General features: G+C 61.9%; 17 protein-coding genes. 8 read left to right on the top strand and 9 right to left on the bottom strand.

The features are described 5' to 3' along the window. Positions 1-169 precede the first annotated feature (169 nt). Positions 170-379, top strand: coding sequence for a CstA-like transporter-associated (seleno)protein (locus ACW73L_RS08675; protein WP_498921385.1), 210 nt, complete (start codon positions 170-172; stop codon positions 377-379). 52 nt (positions 380-431) lie between these two features. On the opposite strand, the gene ACW73L_RS08670 is transcribed toward ACW73L_RS08675, so the two are convergent. Further along, entirely contained in the window at positions 432-692 is a 261-nt protein-coding gene (locus ACW73L_RS08670; RefSeq protein WP_498921383.1) for a hypothetical protein, read from the bottom strand. A 164-nt stretch (positions 693-856) separates the two neighbouring features. Here ACW73L_RS08670 and ACW73L_RS08665 point away from each other — a divergent pair, with 164 nt between their 5' ends. Together ACW73L_RS08665 and ACW73L_RS08660 are read left to right on the top strand one after the other, a co-directional pair. Beyond that, positions 857-1,234, top strand: a complete 378-nt coding sequence (locus ACW73L_RS08665) for a 4a-hydroxytetrahydrobiopterin dehydratase (protein WP_498921381.1) — start codon at positions 857-859, stop codon at positions 1,232-1,234. Positions 1,235-1,280: 46 nt separating this feature from the next. Beyond that, positions 1,281-2,384: a hypothetical protein gene (locus tag ACW73L_RS08660; protein ID WP_498921379.1), complete on the top strand. Its 1,104-nt coding sequence runs from the start codon at positions 1,281-1,283 to the stop codon at positions 2,382-2,384. 158 nt (positions 2,385-2,542) lie between these two features. Here ACW73L_RS08660 and hflD read toward each other — a convergent pair whose 3' ends face one another. Next, the gene (gene hflD / locus ACW73L_RS08655) at positions 2,543-3,163 is read right to left on the bottom strand and encodes a high frequency lysogenization protein HflD (protein WP_498921377.1); all 621 of its coding nucleotides are present in this window, start codon (positions 3,161-3,163) and stop codon (positions 2,543-2,545) included. Between the two features lie 25 nt (positions 3,164-3,188). After that, complete coding sequence (locus ACW73L_RS08650; protein ID WP_498921375.1) at positions 3,189-3,566, bottom strand: nucleotide pyrophosphohydrolase; 378 nt, start codon at positions 3,564-3,566, stop codon at positions 3,189-3,191. Positions 3,567-3,701: 135 nt separating this feature from the next. Here ACW73L_RS08650 and ACW73L_RS08645 point away from each other — a divergent pair, with 135 nt between their 5' ends. After that, the gene (locus ACW73L_RS08645; RefSeq protein WP_498921373.1) at positions 3,702-4,046 is read left to right on the top strand and encodes a hypothetical protein; all 345 of its coding nucleotides are present in this window, start codon (positions 3,702-3,704) and stop codon (positions 4,044-4,046) included. Positions 4,047-4,126: 80 nt separating this feature from the next. Continuing rightward, on the top strand, positions 4,127-5,107 hold the full coding sequence (locus ACW73L_RS08640; RefSeq protein ID WP_498921372.1) for a metallophosphoesterase: 981 nt from the start codon (positions 4,127-4,129) through the stop codon (positions 5,105-5,107). A gap of 7 nt (positions 5,108-5,114) precedes the next feature. Here the strand turns inward: ACW73L_RS08640 and ACW73L_RS08635 are convergent, their stop codons facing one another. Further along, complete coding sequence (locus tag ACW73L_RS08635; RefSeq protein ID WP_498921370.1) at positions 5,115-5,594, bottom strand: CDP-archaeol synthase; 480 nt, start codon at positions 5,592-5,594, stop codon at positions 5,115-5,117. Between the two features lie 44 nt (positions 5,595-5,638). On the opposite strand from ACW73L_RS08635, the gene ACW73L_RS08630 reads away from it, so the two are divergent. The 3 genes from ACW73L_RS08630 to ACW73L_RS08620 all read left to right on the top strand — a co-directional run bounded on the left by ACW73L_RS08630 (position 5,639) and on the right by ACW73L_RS08620 (position 10,738). Continuing rightward, positions 5,639-6,169 (top strand): archease, encoded by a 531-nt coding sequence (locus tag ACW73L_RS08630; RefSeq protein WP_498921369.1) that lies wholly within the window; start codon positions 5,639-5,641, stop codon positions 6,167-6,169. Positions 6,170-6,183: 14 nt separating this feature from the next. Beyond that, positions 6,184-7,614 (top strand): RtcB family protein, encoded by a 1,431-nt coding sequence (locus ACW73L_RS08625; RefSeq protein ID WP_498921367.1) that lies wholly within the window; start codon positions 6,184-6,186, stop codon positions 7,612-7,614. 2,251 nt (positions 7,615-9,865) lie between these two features. Then, entirely contained in the window at positions 9,866-10,738 is an 873-nt protein-coding gene (locus ACW73L_RS08620) for a hypothetical protein (protein WP_498921366.1), read from the top strand. A gap of 180 nt (positions 10,739-10,918) precedes the next feature. On the opposite strand, the gene ACW73L_RS08615 is transcribed toward ACW73L_RS08620, so the two are convergent. From ACW73L_RS08615 to ACW73L_RS08595, 5 genes are all read right to left on the bottom strand, one after another. After that, positions 10,919-11,434, bottom strand: a complete 516-nt coding sequence (locus tag ACW73L_RS08615) for an Hsp20/alpha crystallin family protein (RefSeq protein WP_498921364.1) — start codon at positions 11,432-11,434, stop codon at positions 10,919-10,921. A gap of 213 nt (positions 11,435-11,647) precedes the next feature. Next, positions 11,648-13,039, bottom strand: coding sequence for a sigma-54-dependent transcriptional regulator (locus ACW73L_RS08610; protein ID WP_498921362.1), 1,392 nt, complete (start codon positions 13,037-13,039; stop codon positions 11,648-11,650). After that, entirely contained in the window at positions 13,029-14,516 is a 1,488-nt protein-coding gene (locus tag ACW73L_RS08605; RefSeq protein ID WP_498921360.1) for a sensor histidine kinase, read from the bottom strand. Before ACW73L_RS08605 ends, ACW73L_RS08610 begins: the two co-directional genes overlap by 11 nt. Positions 14,517-14,598: 82 nt before the next feature. After that, entirely contained in the window at positions 14,599-15,111 is a 513-nt protein-coding gene (locus ACW73L_RS08600; protein ID WP_498921358.1) for an NADH-quinone oxidoreductase subunit B family protein, read from the bottom strand. A 7-nt stretch (positions 15,112-15,118) separates the two neighbouring features. After that, on the bottom strand, positions 15,119-16,732 hold the full coding sequence (locus ACW73L_RS08595; RefSeq protein WP_498921356.1) for a hydrogenase large subunit: 1,614 nt from the start codon (positions 16,730-16,732) through the stop codon (positions 15,119-15,121). Between the last annotated feature and the right edge of the window lie 42 nt (positions 16,733-16,774).

The raw sequence follows: 16,774 nt of genomic DNA, 5'->3' as shown, positions 1-16,774 counted from the left end.
CAATGTCCGCGTCGCCCCCATCGTTATCCCCCGCGCATTTCGATTGCCTGATGGCGCTCAGGGTTCCACCACATCGTCGATGTCTCGGCGGTGACCGGTCGGTATAAGGAGCGCTAGCGGCTTGTGGCCTACAATACCCGTGGGCTAGACTCCCGCGATGGTTCGAGCGATGCTCAACAGGTGGATTAGAAGCGTAAGGGGTGCATCTGCGGCGGCGGGTCGTGTCGCGCGGTGGCTGTCCGAGGATCGGGCCTATCTGGCCTATGTGCGCCACTGGCAGGCGCATCATGCGGCTGAGGGCGGTCAGCCCTTGAGTCGCAGCGAGTTCTTCCGGCAGCGCACGCAGCGCAAGTGGGACGGTATCAACCGGTGCTGCTGACTGGGGTCGGCCACGCGCCCCGTCTCGCATGTCCGTCCAGGGCAGCAGTGGTTTAGAGGCGGTTCTTGATCCGCTCGTAGGCGGCCTTGATCTCGTCGCCGAGCAGGCTCAGGCTCGCGTGGATGTCTTCGGACGCATCCTTGGCTTCTTCCAGAGCGCCCTTCGCATGGAGTTGCCACTGCTCCAGCTTTGACTCGATGGCGTCCCATTCGTCCTTGGCGTCGAGCTTGGCAAGGTTCAGTTGCACCAGCAGCTCGTCGCGCTGTTGCAGCAGCCCGTCACGCAGTTTGGCGATTTCGTCGTTGATGTCCATGATGATGTCCTCCGTCGGTGGTACGTGCCGCGGTCGGAATGCGCCACGCGGCTCCCCGTATTTAGCGCCCACCGGGGCTCGGTGTAAAGGCGGGTCGTCGTTTTGCAGAAAGAGCGGCTCGGCGGATGGGGCGATAACTGGGATCTGAGGAGGAGAAGCACGTTATGACTACAGAACAGCCGAAAACGTACAGCGATTCCGAGATTCAGCAGCGTCTGGCGGAGGAACTGCCGCACTGGACCTACGAGAACGGCTGGATCCGGCGCAAATACCGCACGAGCGGCTGGAAGGCGACGCTGATGGTCGTCAATACGGTGGGTCACCTGGCCGAGGCCGCGTGGCACCATCCGGATCTGACGGTGTCCTATGCCTTCGTCATCGTCAAGCTGGTGACGCATTCCGCTAAAGGCATCACCGACAAGGATTTCGCGCTGGCGCGCAAGATCGAGGAAATCGTGCAGTGGCATGCCCGTGAGGACAGCGGCGGCATTTTCGAGGGAACGCCGGACGATCCGCGGTTCAAGTACATCAAGTACGACTGACGGGCTTTTCGCTCTGTTGGCGTGAGGTCCCCTTGGCATTGCGACCATGAGCCCAGCCCATTCTTGGCGATATGTCGCGCTGTTCAACAATCTCTCTATCGAGGAAGCCGTCGGAAACGACTTTGTTGCGATAGCGCCGCCGTCCGACCCCCGAATAAGCGTCGAGCGCGCAGACGGTGGCCTCCGAACATTCGTCGCTCGCTTTAGCGATCAGTTTGGACGAAAGATCACTCCCAGCGTGCTAATCCTACGCGAGGATGTTAAACCTGACGTCGAACTGTTCGTCGGCTTCAGAAATGCCTTGGCGGTAACTGCGCTGGCGGAGGGATGGATGAGGTTTCTCTCGAGGGGAGTACAGATAGGGTATTTCCGATTCTCGGATTCCTTCTCCCTATATCCGCACACGTTGGCTAAAGACGGGCAGAACGTTATCGTCCAGGCGCCCGCACTCCTCGGCCTGGACGAACTCAAGACCTTCCGAGGACAGACCAGCCCCGCAATCCCGCATGCGCATGCGTCGGGCGGCTTCTGTGATACGTACCTACTTAATGGGCTGCTGGCTCGCTGGAGCGAGCGGTACATCCAAGGAGACAAGAACTGGAGCAACGTTGCGTTGTTTCGTTCCCTGCAGATGGCTTTTCGGGCAAGCGCAATGCCGTTCCAGAACCACGCGACGCTCGAAGACTACGGTGCCCAACTTGCCCTTTGGGTAAGCGCTCACGAGGTTCTTACGCGACCTGAGAACGAAAAAGTGGACCTCAGCAAGGTGCTGGCGACGTTAGCCAACGCTCGGCTTGCCAACTCGGGGCTTCGCGCAAAACGTTATGTGTCGGGCGTTCCAAAATGTAGTGACCGCGTGTCGCTTCTGCAAAAACTCTATTGCGAAATGTACCGAGCGCGCAACGATTTTATTCATGGAAATCCGGTCGAAGCGAACGCGGTCTTTCCTGGCGGGCGAAAGGAACGCTACCCTCTGTTGTACTTCGCGCCCATTGTTTATCGATTCGCGCTCTACGACTTTCTTGGGTTGTGGAACGACACTGTAAGTACGCCTGAAAAAATGTCGCACGAGCGGGTTCGACGGGGCGCCTATGAGCACGCGGTCCTTGCAGCAAGAAATGGCCGAGGCACTCAGCGGCGTCGTTCCTGAGCACGCGCCTCACCGCACGCTCCGCCGCTCGAGCCGAGCCGGGGTAATTCAATACTGGCCTGAGTCCTCGCGTCGATGAGCCGTGACGGAAGGATTCGGGACCGGGTTTAGCGCCATTTCGTTGACAGTCCGCTGCCACCGAAAAAGGTGCCCGCCCGCTACAAATCCTTCAGCAACCACCGCGCGGTGCGCTGGAAGCTGCTCCGCGACAACAGGATTTTCCAGCGGCTGCCGCCGCACTGGCGCCAGAGTACGACCGAACGGATGCCGGCCAGCAGCAAGGCGCGGATGCGGTTGGCGTTGGCCGTGTTGCGCAGGTGGCGTTCCTCGCCCATCACCACGACCCTGGGCCGCATCTCGCTGATGGTCTTCTGGTAGAGCTCCGCCAGTTCGGCCAGCACCTCGTCCTGAAGCAGGTCCGTCGCGGCGACGCGCTCCGCAATGTCGCGCACGCCGTTCGTGATCAGGGCCATCTTGTCCCTGGACTTCATCAGCTTACGTTCCAGGAACCACAGTGTCGCGGAATAGCGGGAGAGCTCCGGATCCACCTGATTGGGATTACCCATCTGCTTTTCGAGCAGCTGCAATCCCTGCTTCAGTGCGGGCAGCCCGCCGTAGATGTCGAGCACGTCTTCGGCATCGACCTTGAGCAGGCTGGCGATGCAGGGCAGCATCGCCTCTTCGTCCGCATGGCCGCGTTTGGCAATCTGTTGCACCGCGTGGACGCACTGGGTCAGTCCGGCGAGTGCGATGACTTGATTCGTCTGCGTTCTGATCATTTCTGGGAGGCGCCGGGGAGTGACGTTAGGCCTGCGAGCCGTCGCTGTTCGTGTCGCGGCGATTGTACTTGACGGCGGTTCCGTACGCTAAATGCACCGGGTATTTCGCCTCGTTCTTTTCGATCTTGGCGGCGACCGCCCCTTCGAGGTCCACGTCGAGGCGGTCTGCCAGACGCACCAGGTAAATCAGCACGTCAGCCATCTCGTCGACGACGGCGGCATAGTCATCGGGACGATCCCGCAGCGCGATCGATTGCTCTTCGGTCAGCCACTGGAAGCGCTCCAGCAGTTCCGCTGCTTCGACCGACAACGCGATGGACAGGTTCTTGGGGCTGTGGAACTGTTCCCAGTTCCTCTCGTTGGCGAAGCGGCGCAGGCGCTCGCTTAAATGATGAAGATCCATGAGCTTTCCGATTGAATCTTTGGAATCGCACCGAAGTAGGCGAAAATAACGGGCGTACGTCCATTCGTTCATCCGCGCCCGGCATGCTGCGTGGGATTGCGGGTGTCACGGCCTTGCAGACGGATAGCGAAATACTTGATCAAGCGCAACGGGGGTTGTGAAGCCATGGACAAATTGACCGACGACATCCAAAGAACCATTCGAGCGCTGGAGACCCTTAGTGGCCGCGCTTCGTCCGCGTCCGATACGATCGATGAATTGATGGACCAACTGTTCCAGCAAAAGATCGATCTCGCGGGCGCGAAGTACAGCACGTCTGCCCCGGCCTATCAGCAAGCGCTCCAGAGCATGGCGGCGGCCGCCAACAAGGCCGAGCGCGCTCTGAAGGATCCCCATGCGGTGGCACCGATGGTGCCCGCCATCGAGGATGCGATTGGCAAGCTGGCTCGCCTGCTGGATAGCTTTGCACATACCTCGTAGGCGAGCGGCGGCGTGATCTGCGTCGTTGCCTTACTATACTGCAGGCCGAATCCGACATCGACTCAACAGGGGTCGCCGTCATGAGCGTTTACAAGCTTGCCAAACTCCGTTGTCCCCCGGTCGAACTGGGGGACTATCACTGGCTCGAGCAGCGAGTCGGGCGTTGCCACCTGGAGCAGCGGCTCGGCATCGAACATGACTACGAGGCGCGCATCTTCGGCCAGGGGCGGACGATTTTCCACATCGAGAACTGGACGTCCCTGCATGCCCTGATTCGCTTGACCCTCCGACTGGTCATGCTGGAGCGGCGGGGGCGCGACAATGCGCGCGCACTGAAGGTACGCCACAACGAGCTCATCATCGAACGCCTGCCGCGTGAGTTCGACGGCTTCACGCTGCTGCATCTGAGCGACATGCATCTGGACATGGCGCCGGATAGTCCCGATGCGGTGATCCGCGCCTTGCACGAGGTCGGCGACTACGACATCTGCGTCCTGACGGGCGATTACCGGGTCAAGACCTACGGGCCCTATCAGGCAGCCCTGGATGCCATGCAGCGGGTGCGCCCGCATCTGCGTGGACCGGTCTACGCTGTGCTGGGAAACCACGACACCATCCGGATGGCGCCTGGACTCGCGGCAATGGACATCCGCCTGTTGTTGAACGAGTCGATCCGTATCAGTCGGCAGTCCGCGACCATCCATCTCGCCGGTATCGACGATCCCCACTATTACCGCGCCGACAACATCGAGAAGGCCACGGATCAGATCCCGCGGGATGCCGTTTCGATTTTGCTGTCGCACAGCCCGGAGATGTATCGCCATGCGGCCTACGCCGGGTTCGACGTCATGCTCTCGGGTCACACACATGGTGGGCAGATCTGCCTGCCTGGCGGCATTCCGCTGATGCTGAACGCCAACGCCCCACGGAAGATCTGTGTTGGCGCTTGGCGCTATAACGGGCTACAGGGATACACTTCGACTGGCAGCGGTGTCAGCGTGGCCGACGTGCGTTTCAACTGCCCGCCCGAGGTGACGCTGCACCGGCTGCGTGCGGCCTGAGTTGCCGTCAATAGGGCTGCTTCCGGATATGCAGATGGTATAGCACCCGCGACAGCAGCAATTCGATGATCAGGAACAGAACGGTGACCGCCGCGATTTCGCCTGCGGTGAGGGCTACCGTGTGTTGCACCAGTAGCAGCGGAATCAACACTTCGGGCACCTGATCAATCCCCAAAGCCATGCCGCTCGGCGCAATGCCGAGCCGCCGTTTGACGAAGCTCGACACAAGGTCGCCGGCCATGGCCCCGATTCCCAGCCAAAGCCCGGTTGCTGCCGACAAACCGACTCCGACGGCACCGATGGTCGCGGCGACGAGCGCGGCGGCGATGCCTCGCCACGTTTTCGAGACGCCGAACAACGGGCGGCCGTCGGGGAAGTTCCGACCGCAGTCGACGGGGTACTGCCAGTTATCCCGCAGCAGGTTTTGGGCGAGAATCGGCGCGCCGTTCGCGAGGCCGATAACGAAGAGCAGCTGCACCGCCACCATGCTAGGATGCTCGAAGCGAAACCATGGCTGGTAGGGTATCTTGAATGCCGCGTTGCGAAAACCCGAATGAGTTGCCGGACGCGGGCCTTGGCCGGTCGGAGGCGGTTCCCGAGAGTCAGGCACCGACGCTCGTCCACACGCCCGAGGAGTCCCGCGCGCTCCCGCGCTGGGAACATTTCTCCCACATGGCGGACATGGGCGTCCGAGGCATCGGTCGCGACTGCAGCGAGGCTTTCGCCCAGGCCGCGGTTGCGATGGTCGCCATCCTCTGTGACCCCGCGACGATATGCCCCGAGCGGGCGGTGAGGATCCGATGCGAGGCGCCGGATACGGAGTCACTGCTGGTCGACTGGCTGAACGCGCTGATCTACGAGATGGCCGTGCGCCGCATGCTGTTCAGCCGCTTCGAGGTCCGCGTGAGCGCGGACGGGCTGGAGGCGACGGCCTGGGGTGAGGCGATCGATCGGGTGCGGCACCGACCCGCCGTCGAGGTCAAGGGGGCCACCTACACGGCGCTTAAGGTCGCGCCGGACGCTCGCGGAGCGTGGCTGGCGCAATGCGTCGTGGATGTCTGAACGGAGCCGCGGCGATGGACACCGGTCGACTGGAACGCCTCTCGGAATGTGCGTGGCGCATCGCCCCCAGCGGCGGCATGCGGGTCCCGGCCGTCATCTACGCGGACGCGCCGCTGATCGAGGCCATGGATGACAAGGTCCTCGAGCAACTCACCAATGTCGCCAAGCTGCCGGGCATCGTCGGGGCCAGCTATGCGATGCCCGATGCCCACTGGGGCTACGGCTTTCCGATCGGCGGTGTCGCGGCCTTCGATGCATCGGAAGGCGGCGTCGTATCGGCCGGCGGCGTGGGCTTCGATATTTCCTGTGGCGTCAGGACCTTGCTGACGGGGCTCCGCCGGGATGCCATCGAAGCGGTCAAGGGTCAACTCGCCGATGCGCTCTATGCGGCGATTCCCGCCGGTCTCGGCAGCCAGGGCGACATCCGCCTGGACGACCGCGCGCTGGACGCCATGCTCGTGGGCGGGGCGCGATGGGCGGTGCAGCGCGGTTGGGGCACGCCGGCGGATCTCGAGCGCATCGAGGAACAGGGCTGCATGGCCGGCGCCGATCCGGCAGCGGTATCGGCCCGGGCCAAGGAGCGGCAACGCAACGAAATGGGCACGCTCGGTTCGGGAAACCACTATCTCGAGGTGCAGGAGATTGCCGAGGTTCACGATGCCCCGACCGCGACGCGTTTTGGCCTCGGGGTCGGGCAGGTCGTCGTGACCATCCACTGCGGCTCGCGCGGTCTCGGCCACCAGATCGGCACCGAGTTCCTGAAGTCCATGCAGACGGCGGCGGCGCAGGCCGGCATCCGTCTGCCCGATCGCGAACTCGCCTGTGCCCCGATCGATTCACCGGTGGGGCGCCAGTATCTGGGCGCGATGCGGGCCGGCATCAACTGCGCGCTCGCCAACCGGCAGATCCTCACGCATTTGACACGGGCCATTTTCCAGCGCTTTTTCCAGGGGACCTCACTCGACCTCCTTTACGACGTGTCTCACAACACCTGCAAGCTGGAAACGCATCCGGTCGACGGCAAGCCGAGGGTGCTCCATGTGCATCGCAAAGGTGCGACACGCGCCTTCGGGCCGGGTCATCCCGAGTTGCCCGAGATTTTCCGCGAAACCGGACAGCCGGTGCTGATCGGCGGCTCGATGGGTACGGCCTCCTACATTCTCGCCGGCATGGCCGGTAACGCGAGGCTGTCCTACGCGTCCGCCTGTCATGGCGCCGGCCGCAGCATGAGCCGTCACCAGGCAACCCGCACCTGGAGCGGTCGGCAAGTCGTCGACACGCTGGCCGAGCGCGGTATCGTGATCAGGAGCCCCTCATATCGGGGCGTCGCCGAGGAGGCGCCGGGTGCCTACAAGGATGTCGATGCCGTGGTGCTGGCCAGCGAGCGCGCCGGCCTCGCGCGGCTGGTCGCCCGCCTGAAGCCGGTCATCTGCATCAAGGGCTGATTGCGGGCGACCGCCCGCGCTACCGTCGAGGCCAGACGACTCAGCTCCCGGGCCACCGCGCACAGGCAAGCGCCTCCCAGTCGTCAGCGATCAATCCTCTTCCGTTCGTTCATCTTCAAATGCTTGGAATGGGTTCCCATCGGCATATTGGGCCCTGGGTACGGTGTCGCACACTTCATCTTGGAGCCGGTCGTGGCTTTTGACGCAGGGAATGCGGTGAATAACCTGCAACAAGTTAGCGCAAGGCACTCCGATTGATTACTCCGGCCCGAATCTACTGTACAGCGCGGGGCACGCCAGCCGTGGTTTCCAGCCAATTCCGCTTACGAAGGAGTAGGGCGGGATTAATAGTTGTTACTTGATCGTCATGCGGGAACATAGTTTGCTTAAGCCTGTATGTGCCGCTGTCGGACGTCAACGAATGGGCTGGGTACTTTCCGTAACAACGGGTCATGAATGAGGTCCATGGGGGTCTCATCAAGACATATACCCTACAAGAAATGTGTGATGGCGGTTGCTGTCCTAATTGATTACACAAAAGAACAAGGGTAGGATTTGCGCCCAAAAAAACCGGCAGCCAATTGACATTATCGACGTCATTAATCATCGATACGAAACTGGGGCCTCTACTGTAGTAGGTTGAGGTGACATGCGCTCCGTGGCCGGTCATCTGGTTATGGGGTTGAGAATCTGCCCTGCTTAGCCGATCCAGGCGGGCAACACTGGCGTGATTGCCGTGCGTCTGATATGCGGCGCGCCGCACTTTGCGTCCGTCGGGGGTAGCGACGTTGTTGCAGACGAGGGTTGGCGGCGCAGTGTGGAACTGGAGGCGTACGGCGCCGACGATGACGCGAGATGGTGGCGCGTGCCGGGAGCGAGTGCAACGCGTAGAGGCAGTACGGCACGGGGCAAAGCGGAGTCGCGGACTGGATAGGCAGGGTGATCGGGAAGGTTCGGCGGGCCAAACTCCGCAAAAGCGCTTTCCGTGCGGAACTGTGTGGTTCCAGGAATCGACCCGTCCTTTCGCTGTACCTGTTCAGCCTAGTCGGATTTGCGAGCGAGTCGGTACTCTTGGCAGGCCGTTAGTTGGACGCGGCGGGATTTCAGTCACATGCGAAGCAATCTAAGTATAGCTCTGATGTTGATTTCACTGTGGTTGCCAGGTGGAAAGCCTGCCGCGCATGTGATCTACAAGAACCTACTCACTCAGAATCTGGACAGATCCGGACGGTTTTATGGCTACCTATTCAACAACTATGGCTGGATAGATGGAGCGGACACGGAACCCGACGACACGTTCACGCTTGGCAACACGCATAACGTCTACTGGGGACGATTCACGCTGACTACGACATCTCATGTCAGCATTCGTGTAAGGTCTGTGAATAGGCTGCCTTACTCGATACCGGGACTGAATGGCACTAATGGCATTCCGTTTCGCACGGATCTGGCTCCGGCCTTTACCTTGTACTATGGTCTTGCTCCAGCTCTTGGTCACGACGATGCGAATCCCGAGTGCTCGTCACAGGGCTCTTTTTGTCATGGCGTATTGGATGTGCTTGACACCTTTGAACTATGGAATTCCTGGGGAAGTAACTCTACATTGCAATACCTAGGGCATGCTGTTTCGAATGAGGTACACCCGCATTACGCTGCACGCGCATTCAGGAATCTTCCTGCAGGAAACTACACGGTCGTGGTTGGTGGCGGGAAACCTGAGGGTATTCCAGATGGAAGTAACATGTTGGTTGGGATACGAGCGTTTTCCGTGTTGATGGCCGTCGTACCCGCGGAAGGTGCACCCAGCGCGCCATCTCTGAGTCGCGAACAGGGCTTTTCCGGGACGCTCTCAGTGGGTCAGGAGAAAAAACGTTACCGCGTCGACTGCAAGCCGTCATCGACCAGATTAACCGACAGGTACTGGTTCAGTATCAGCAGCCTAGGCGTGAACGCTCCAAAGCTTAAGCTGACCGTTGAAAAGAATGGGGTAGCCCGGACCGTAACCGACCCCTACAGCGGTGATCTTGCCTTTTCCAATTGGGCTTCGGTTCGTGGTCGCGATGGCGCATATTACCTCACCGTCAGTCGTGACGGTAGTTCTGGAGCTACGGCAGAGGCAGGCCAAACTTTCCGAATAAGGCATGCGTGTGGGACAAACCGGGGAAATCTCACTGTAACTTCGTCGCCCAGGGCCCTGGACCAGGGCGATCGCTTGGCTGACATAAACAAACCTTAACGTTGGAGCGGTTTAATGAAAAATTTTGGAGTGTCGCATGCCGTGTTGCTGCTTGCCGCCCTGGTCGCTTCGACCGGTGCTCTTGCGCATGCAACGGGCAACATTTCTCTAAAAATTGTCGACAAAAAGCTTGTAGCCACGTCGGTCGATACGGGAGAGGTTCTTGGCCGCAACAGTGTCTATCAGACATTCTTTGGAGTCGAGCGGGAGTGGGACGAAAGAAAAATATACACTAATGTCGATGCTCAAGGTAATCCCAGAGACGACAATGGGAATGTCGCCTTCTCGGGTGGTTCCGGCTTGCCGTTCATGAGTGACAGCGGCAGCACAAGGAACCCGCTATATGTCGTGGATGACTATGCCTGGAGTTACTACGATAATGCTTTTTCGTTGCCAGTTAGACCGGGAGACGACGGTTCGGTCGACAACTTGAAGATCACACTTAATGTCATCTCTTCCATGAAAGTCTGGAACGGTAGCAAGTTTGTTTTGACGGGTGGAGAAAAGCCGTCCATCTCGATTTGGGAATGGACGACAGTTGCGAGTGACGGGGTGTCCAATAAATTTGACGGGTATCAGTTCCCTGATGGCGGGTGGTATGCCGTCCCCGTTGATCCTGTTCGGCCCGATCATCGAGAGACCGTTCCGGCCGGCACTTATATCTTTGCTCCGGGTGATCACTATCATTGGTTGATTCAGTTGGGGACTGACAGGTCGGGCGCCAGGGATAAAGGAGTCTATTTGCTGACTGTCACGTTCAGCACTGATGCGCCCGGTGTGAAGGAAAGTCAGCCCATAAAGCTTCTGGTTGCCAATGGCTTGGGTAGTGATTGGGCGTCATCCGTGTCTCACGCCAAGTTCGCGGAAGCGCTGGCAGCCTTCAAATAGGGTGGAACTGGCGCTGAGAGAATAGGTACGGCAGTGACCAAAGCACGCCGTGCGGCCGGGCCGCGGTCCTTTGGCGGATGGATTCGCCGAGTACATAAAACGGTTGGGAGTAGCGGGGGAGTCTGATAGCGCAGTCAGGCCGTGATGCCGCCGGTGCACACCGGCGGCAGCCTGTGGCGTCTACTCGATCCGGACCTTCTGACGTTTCGCGCCGGGTGCCTTCGGCACCGTAATTTCGAGAATGCCCTGGCTGAACGAGGCCTTTGCCTTGTCGCCTTCGACCGGGCCCGGCAGTCGGACGGTACGCTGGAATTCTCCCCGGCTTAGTTCCCGTCGGTAGTATTGCCCCTTCTCTTCCTTGGATTCGTGCTCCGCCGTCGCCTGTATCGTCAGCAGGTTGTCGTTGATCGAGACCTCGACGTGGTCCTTCTCGACGCCCGGCAACTCCGCCTTGACGACGACCTCGTCGTCGCGGTCGATCACGTCGATTTTCAGCGAGCGCGCGCCGAACGGTATCGGGATGTCGAGTTCGGACAAGCCGCGACGCAGGAAGGGCTGTATCCAGCCGCCGCGGGACAGGAATTCGTCGAACAGGTGTTCCATTTCCTCGAACGGACCGATCGCCGTGTGGCGTACGGGCTGAACCTGAACCTGCTTCGAGGTTTCCTTGGTTTCTTTGTCGTCTTTCTTGGACATGGCGATGACTCCTTGCGTTTGGACTTGGCGTCTCCGTGTGCGCTCGGCGATGGCGTGGCCTCAGTGCACGACAGGATGGTCATCATCATGAAATCGTAAGGCCGAAGATCCGGTGGCCGAGCACAGAACACGCGGAGTAACAACCGTATACGCCGCCTCACCTGGCCGAGTCAACGCTGTCTTTCGGCCTAACCGGTAGGCGGCAACCGGGATTCAGACGGTGTCGCCGAGGCCGTATTTGCGGATGCGGTAACGCAGCGTCTCGCGCGTGGTGCCGAGGGCACGAGCGGCACCGGTCACGTTGCCGTCGTAACGCTCCAGTACCGTGCGGATGATGTAGCAGTCCATGTCGTCGAGCGCCATGCTGCCGTCCAGGGGGATGCGCAGACTGTTCGCATCCCCGCTGGCCTCCGGTCCGGGGGGCGGCGCGACGCCCGGCAACTGCAGCCATTGTCCGGGAAAGACCGGCCCGTCGGAGAGCAGCACGCAACGCTCGACCACATTACGCAGTTCGCGGACATTGCCGGGCCAGTCATAGGCGCGGAGCTGAGCCCAGACGGGCTCAGGGACGCTTCTGACCTGCTTTCCCGAGGCGGCATTGAATTCGTCGATGAACAAGGGGACCAACTCTTCCAGGTCTTCCTTGCATTCGCGCAGGGCCGGCAGATGGAGCCGGAACACGCTGAGGCGGTGGTAGAGATCCTGGCGGAATTCACTGCGTCGGGCCATGTCCGCCAGATCGCGATGGCTGGCCGCGATGATCTGCACGTCGACAGCGATCTCCTTTTCCGAGCCCAGCCGCCGGAACTTGCGATCCTCGATCGCCTTCAGCAGCTTGGCCTGAAGATCCAGGTGCAACTCGCCGATCTCATCCAGGAACAGCGTGCCGCCATCGGCCTGCTCGAGCAGGCCGCGATGACGGGCCGTCGCGCCCGTGAAAGCGCCGGCCTCGTGGCCGAACAGTTCCGATTCGAGCAGTTCGCGTGGCAGCGCGGCGCAGTTCAGTTCGATGATGGGACCTTTGGCCCGCTTGCCTCCGAAATGCAGCACGCGGGCCGCAAGTCCCTTGCCGGTGCCCGTCTCGCCGCTGATGATCAGCGTGCTGAACGGCACGTCGGTCAGCCGGCTTAGCAGATCGCGCACCTGCCGCGCCGCCGCACTGTGACCGATGTAGGCTTCGGCCGTGTACCGCCGGTGCTGATTCTGGGCCTGGTCTATCAGCCGGCGATGGGCGGACGCGGAGCGGACCGCACTCGCCATGACCAGGTCGAGTCGTTCGAGCTCGCAGGGCTTTTCGAGGAAGTCATAGGCGCCGAGCCGGAGCGCCCGTACGGAATCGGGCACGCTGCCGTAGCCGGTCAGAAAGATCCATTCGGCGTAGGTCAAGCGTGCGGACAACTCTTCCATCAGGTCGAGCGCGTTGCCGTCCGGCAGGTGCATATCCGACAGGATCAGCAGCGGCTCGAAGCCCTTGATACGGATCAGCTGGCGGGCGTCCTGCAGCGTTCGGGCCCACTCGACCTCCCAGCCGGTCCGGCTGTAATGGCGGGACAGTTCGGTGCCCAGCAGGGCTTCGTCTTCGATGATCAGCAGGCTATTCGGCATGAATCGGACCCTCTTCCGCGGGGATCTGAAGCGTGACCTCTGCACCCCGGGGGAGCCGGTTGGCGAGCCTGAGCTGGCCACCGATATCGCGCACAAACCGCTGGACGATCGCGAGGCCCAGGCCCGTGCCCTGCTTCCGGCTGGTCGCAAAGGTCTGGATTCCGCCGGCGAGCAGCTCCTGGCTGAAGCCGGGGCCATCATCGTAGACCGTGATGATGACAGAGCGATGATCGCGTTGCGCGTTGATGACAATGTTGCCGGGATGGCTATCGATCGCTTGAGCGGCGTTCAGGACAAGGTTGAGCAGGGCCTGGCGCAGCCGGTTCTCCGCGAGCCGGCAGACGAGATCCGCGGGTACCTCGCTGCGGAGTTCGATATGGGACGAGATCTGATAGCGGGTCAGGGCGACCAATTCCGAGACCAGCTTCGACAAGGCCACCGGGCGTGCTGGGGCCGGGCTTTGCTTGGCGCGCTCAAGGAGGTCCGTCAGCAGGCGCGCCATCCGTTTCAGTTCTGAGGTGACCAGGTCGAGGCGTCGCGCGTGCTCGGGATTCTCGACCTCGCCACGCAGGTTGGCGCAGCTCATTTGAATGCCGGCCAGAGGGTTGCGCAGCTCGTGGGCGATGCCCGCGGCCAGCTCGCCCACGGCGGCCAGGCGCTCGGCCTGGGCCAGGCTCCGTTGCTGTTCGAGCAGCGCGCGCGTTGCCGCACGCACTTCGGCTTCCAGCGATTGCGTATGCATCCGCTTCACGCCCTCGAGTTCCGCCAGCCGCTTGACCATGTCGTTGTAGCTGTTGAAAACCGGCCGCAGCAAGGGGTCGAGCTGCTGGGTTTCGATGGGGCTGAAGTCCTCTTCGGCCAACCGGATCAGCAGCACGCGCAGATCGTTCAGCGGCGCCAGGATGCGATGGCGCAGGAATAACCCGGCCAGCAGCAGGATGGCCGCCAACGTGGCGCTGGCCAGCGCGACCTCGTAGCGGGTGTCGCTGCTCAGATACTTCAGCATTTGTTCGCGCCGGGTCGTCTCCTCGTCCAGCGCCTGACTCATCAGTGTCATCGCCGACAGGAGCCGGGTGCGCGACGCTTCCGGCGAATCGCTGCCGTCACCGGGATCGGCCAGCGAGCGTTCCACGGACAACAGGCGCGCGGGGGTTTCCGGGTCCAGATGACGGTCGAATCGGACCAGTTCGCGCACCTGCTCGGAAATGCCCTGCAGGCGCCCCGTGTCGATCACCTGGTTGTCGGCGATGTGTTCCAGCAGCGCGTTCTGCATGCTCAGGTTCGCCATCTGGATACGGTGCGAATAGCGCACGTACGAACCGAGCGATTCGAGCCGGGCCAGATTGCGCCAAATCATGCCGCTGAGGATGGCGAGCACGAGCAGCAATAGCCCCAGCAAGGCCCAGCCGCGCAGCTGGGCGGGATGGTAGATCAGGGATCGCACGGTCAGCAGCCCGTTTGGGGTACGTTCCGCCATTATACGAAGTCGTCGGTGCCAGACATGGGGCGGTCAACGGATGGCGCGCTTGGCGGTGTCGGGGTTAAGCGGCGGGATGAGGCTAACGCGGGGTCAGAAACGTCAGCAGACCGCGCAACAGCGTCAAGGGCGTGGGCGGACAGCCGCGAATCACGGCATCGACCGGTATGACATTCTCGATCGCGCCCAGGCTGGCATAGGACACGCCGAATTCGCCGCCGTCGGCCGCACAGGTACCGACGGCGATGACCCATTTCGGGTCCGGCGTCGCGTCGTAGGTAGCTTTCAGCGCATGCTGCATATGCCGCGACACCGGTCCTGTGACAAGCAAAAGGTCCGCATGGCGCGGTGAGGCCACGAAATGGACGCCGTAGCGCTCCAAGTCGTAGAAGGCGTTGTTCAGCGCATGGATTTCTAGCTCGCAGCCATTGCAGGAACCGGCGTCGACCTGGCGTATGGCCAGACTGCCACGGAAGCGCTGGTCGATGACCGTGCGCAGTTCGGCGCCGACTTCTTCCAGTTCGCTGTCGGAGTAGGGTCGCGCCGGTTCAGTGGCGATGCCGACGCGGGCGATCTTCAGGAGAATGGATTTCATCTGGGCGCTAAAGATCGTGGCCGGAGTACGAACCGTTCACCGACTTGTTGCATAGGGGGAAGTCGGGAACGATGTTGCCGTGAATGAGTTGTTCGAGTGCCGGCCAGTTGAAAACGCTGGGATCGCGGGGATAGTACCGGGCCACGCGCCCCGTTTCGTCGAAGCGGATATAGCTCAGGACTTCGCCACGCCAGCCCTCGACCAGGCCGATGCCCTCGGTGGCGCGGCCAGTCGGCCGGAGATCCGCGATTACGGGTCCCGGGTGCAGCCGGTCCAGCAACTGCGCGATGATTGCCAGCGATGCATTGATTTCGTCGTAGCGCACATTGAGCCGCGCGGCCACGTCGCCCTCCGTCCGCAGGACACGGGGCACGCTCACTTCGTCGTAAGGGGCATACGGGCGGTCGCGGCGCAGGTCTATGTCGAAGCCGCTGGCGCGACCGACGTAGCCCAGGCAGCCAAGATCGCGCGCGCTCTCGAAACTCAGATGCCCGGCGCCCACCAGCCTGTCCAGCAACGAATGATTGCCGTCGAGAATCGGACGGAGTTCGTCGAGCTCGCGTCGCAGGCCCGCCATGTGATCCCGCATGGCTCCTGCGTCGGTTTCAGCCAGGTCGTGGGCGACACCGCCCGGTACGACGAGGTCCATCAGCAGCCGATGACCGAACCACGCCGCGTTGTCCCGCAGCCATTGCTCACGCAAACGGCTGAACTGGTAATTTGCAAAGGGGAAGCCGACGTCATTGCAGATCGCGCCGATATCGCCGAGGTGATTCGCGATCCGTTCGCGTTCGGCGAGGATGCCCCTCAGACGGAACGCGCGCAGCGGTATCACCGTGTCCAGCGCCTGTTCCATCGCCATGCAGGCTGCCCAGGCATGGGCGACCGTCGAATCGCCCGAGACGCGGCCGGCGAGGCGCGCAACGCTTTCGGGGTCACGGCCCTCGGCAATTTTCTCGATACCCTTGTGGACATAGCCAAGCCGCTCCTCCAGATTCAAAACCGTCTCGCCGACAGCGAGAAACCGGAAGTGGCCCGGTTCGATGATGCCGGCATGCACGGGACCGACGGGGATCTCGTAGATCTCGGGTGAGGGGCTGGCCAGGAACGGGTAGCCGGCATCCGGTGGTGTTCCCGGTGTCGGGTGACCGGTGACCGGGAAGGACTTACGGAGCGGAAAGCAGTCGGGAGACCAGGCCTGATGCCGGGTCCAGCGGCGTGGGTCCGGATGGCCCTTGAACGTCACGCCGTACAGGTCGGCAGCATGCCGTTCGACGCGGTCCGCCGCGGGGAACGCATGAGCCTGAGACGGCAGCGACAGATCCGGCGGTTCCAGGTGGGTGCGCAGTACCAGGAGTCCGCCGTGCTTCATTAACGCAGCATGGGCGCGCAGCTGCCCATTGCCGAGGTCGTCCAGCCACACCCCGGCCCAGCGAACCTGCCGATGCTGGGCTGCGCGGGCCACGCGCTCCCAGTCCTGGGAACCGAGCTCCCACAGATGCGCCGGCAGCAGTGCCGAGCCGGTGGCGTCGAGAACGTCGATACCCTGCGTCTGGAGCTCCCGGTGCAGTTCGATCATCCACGCGCGATGCGCGTCGTTCAAGGGTGCCCAGACATCCATAACGTTCTCCTGTATGGGGCAATACACGGCGCGCCGGTGATA

It is taken from the genome of Methylolobus aquaticus (assembly GCF_054172105.1).
Note: the sequence above shows the minus strand (reverse complement) of the source record. Positions and strands in the feature narration are given on the sequence as shown.

What these genes read in the sequence shown, in the direction of transcription:
- ACW73L_RS08650 (WP_498921375.1), bottom strand. Translation starts at nt 3,566, where the DNA reads ATGGATCTTCATCATTTAAGCGAGCGCCTGCGCCGCTTCGCCAACGAG.
- ACW73L_RS08635 (WP_498921370.1), bottom strand. Translation starts at nt 5,594, where the DNA reads ATGGTGGCGGTGCAGCTGCTCTTCGTTATCGGCCTCGCGAACGGCGCG.
- ACW73L_RS08615 (WP_498921364.1), bottom strand. Translation starts at nt 11,434, where the DNA reads ATGTCCAAGAAAGACGACAAAGAAACCAAGGAAACCTCGAAGCAGGTT.
- ACW73L_RS08600 (WP_498921358.1), bottom strand. Translation starts at nt 15,111, where the DNA reads ATGAAATCCATTCTCCTGAAGATCGCCCGCGTCGGCATCGCCACTGAA.
- ACW73L_RS08595 (WP_498921356.1), bottom strand. Translation starts at nt 16,732, where the DNA reads ATGGATGTCTGGGCACCCTTGAACGACGCGCATCGCGCGTGGATGATC.
- ACW73L_RS08605 (WP_498921360.1), bottom strand. Translation starts at nt 14,516, where the DNA reads ATGGCGGAACGTACCCCAAACGGGCTGCTGACCGTGCGATCCCTGATC.
- ACW73L_RS08665 (WP_498921381.1), top strand. Translation starts at nt 857, where the DNA reads ATGACTACAGAACAGCCGAAAACGTACAGCGATTCCGAGATTCAGCAG.
- ACW73L_RS08610 (WP_498921362.1), bottom strand. Translation starts at nt 13,039, where the DNA reads ATGCCGAATAGCCTGCTGATCATCGAAGACGAAGCCCTGCTGGGCACC.
- ACW73L_RS08620 (WP_498921366.1), top strand. Translation starts at nt 9,866, where the DNA reads ATGAAAAATTTTGGAGTGTCGCATGCCGTGTTGCTGCTTGCCGCCCTG.
- ACW73L_RS08670 (WP_498921383.1), bottom strand. Translation starts at nt 692, where the DNA reads ATGGACATCAACGACGAAATCGCCAAACTGCGTGACGGGCTGCTGCAA.
- ACW73L_RS08625 (WP_498921367.1), top strand. Translation starts at nt 6,184, where the DNA reads ATGGACACCGGTCGACTGGAACGCCTCTCGGAATGTGCGTGGCGCATC.
- ACW73L_RS08660 (WP_498921379.1), top strand. Translation starts at nt 1,281, where the DNA reads ATGAGCCCAGCCCATTCTTGGCGATATGTCGCGCTGTTCAACAATCTC.
- ACW73L_RS08675 (WP_498921385.1), top strand. Translation starts at nt 170, where the DNA reads ATGCTCAACAGGTGGATTAGAAGCGTAAGGGGTGCATCTGCGGCGGCG.
- ACW73L_RS08630 (WP_498921369.1), top strand. Translation starts at nt 5,639, where the DNA reads ATGCCGCGTTGCGAAAACCCGAATGAGTTGCCGGACGCGGGCCTTGGC.
- hflD (WP_498921377.1), bottom strand. Translation starts at nt 3,163, where the DNA reads ATGATCAGAACGCAGACGAATCAAGTCATCGCACTCGCCGGACTGACC.
- ACW73L_RS08640 (WP_498921372.1), top strand. Translation starts at nt 4,127, where the DNA reads ATGAGCGTTTACAAGCTTGCCAAACTCCGTTGTCCCCCGGTCGAACTG.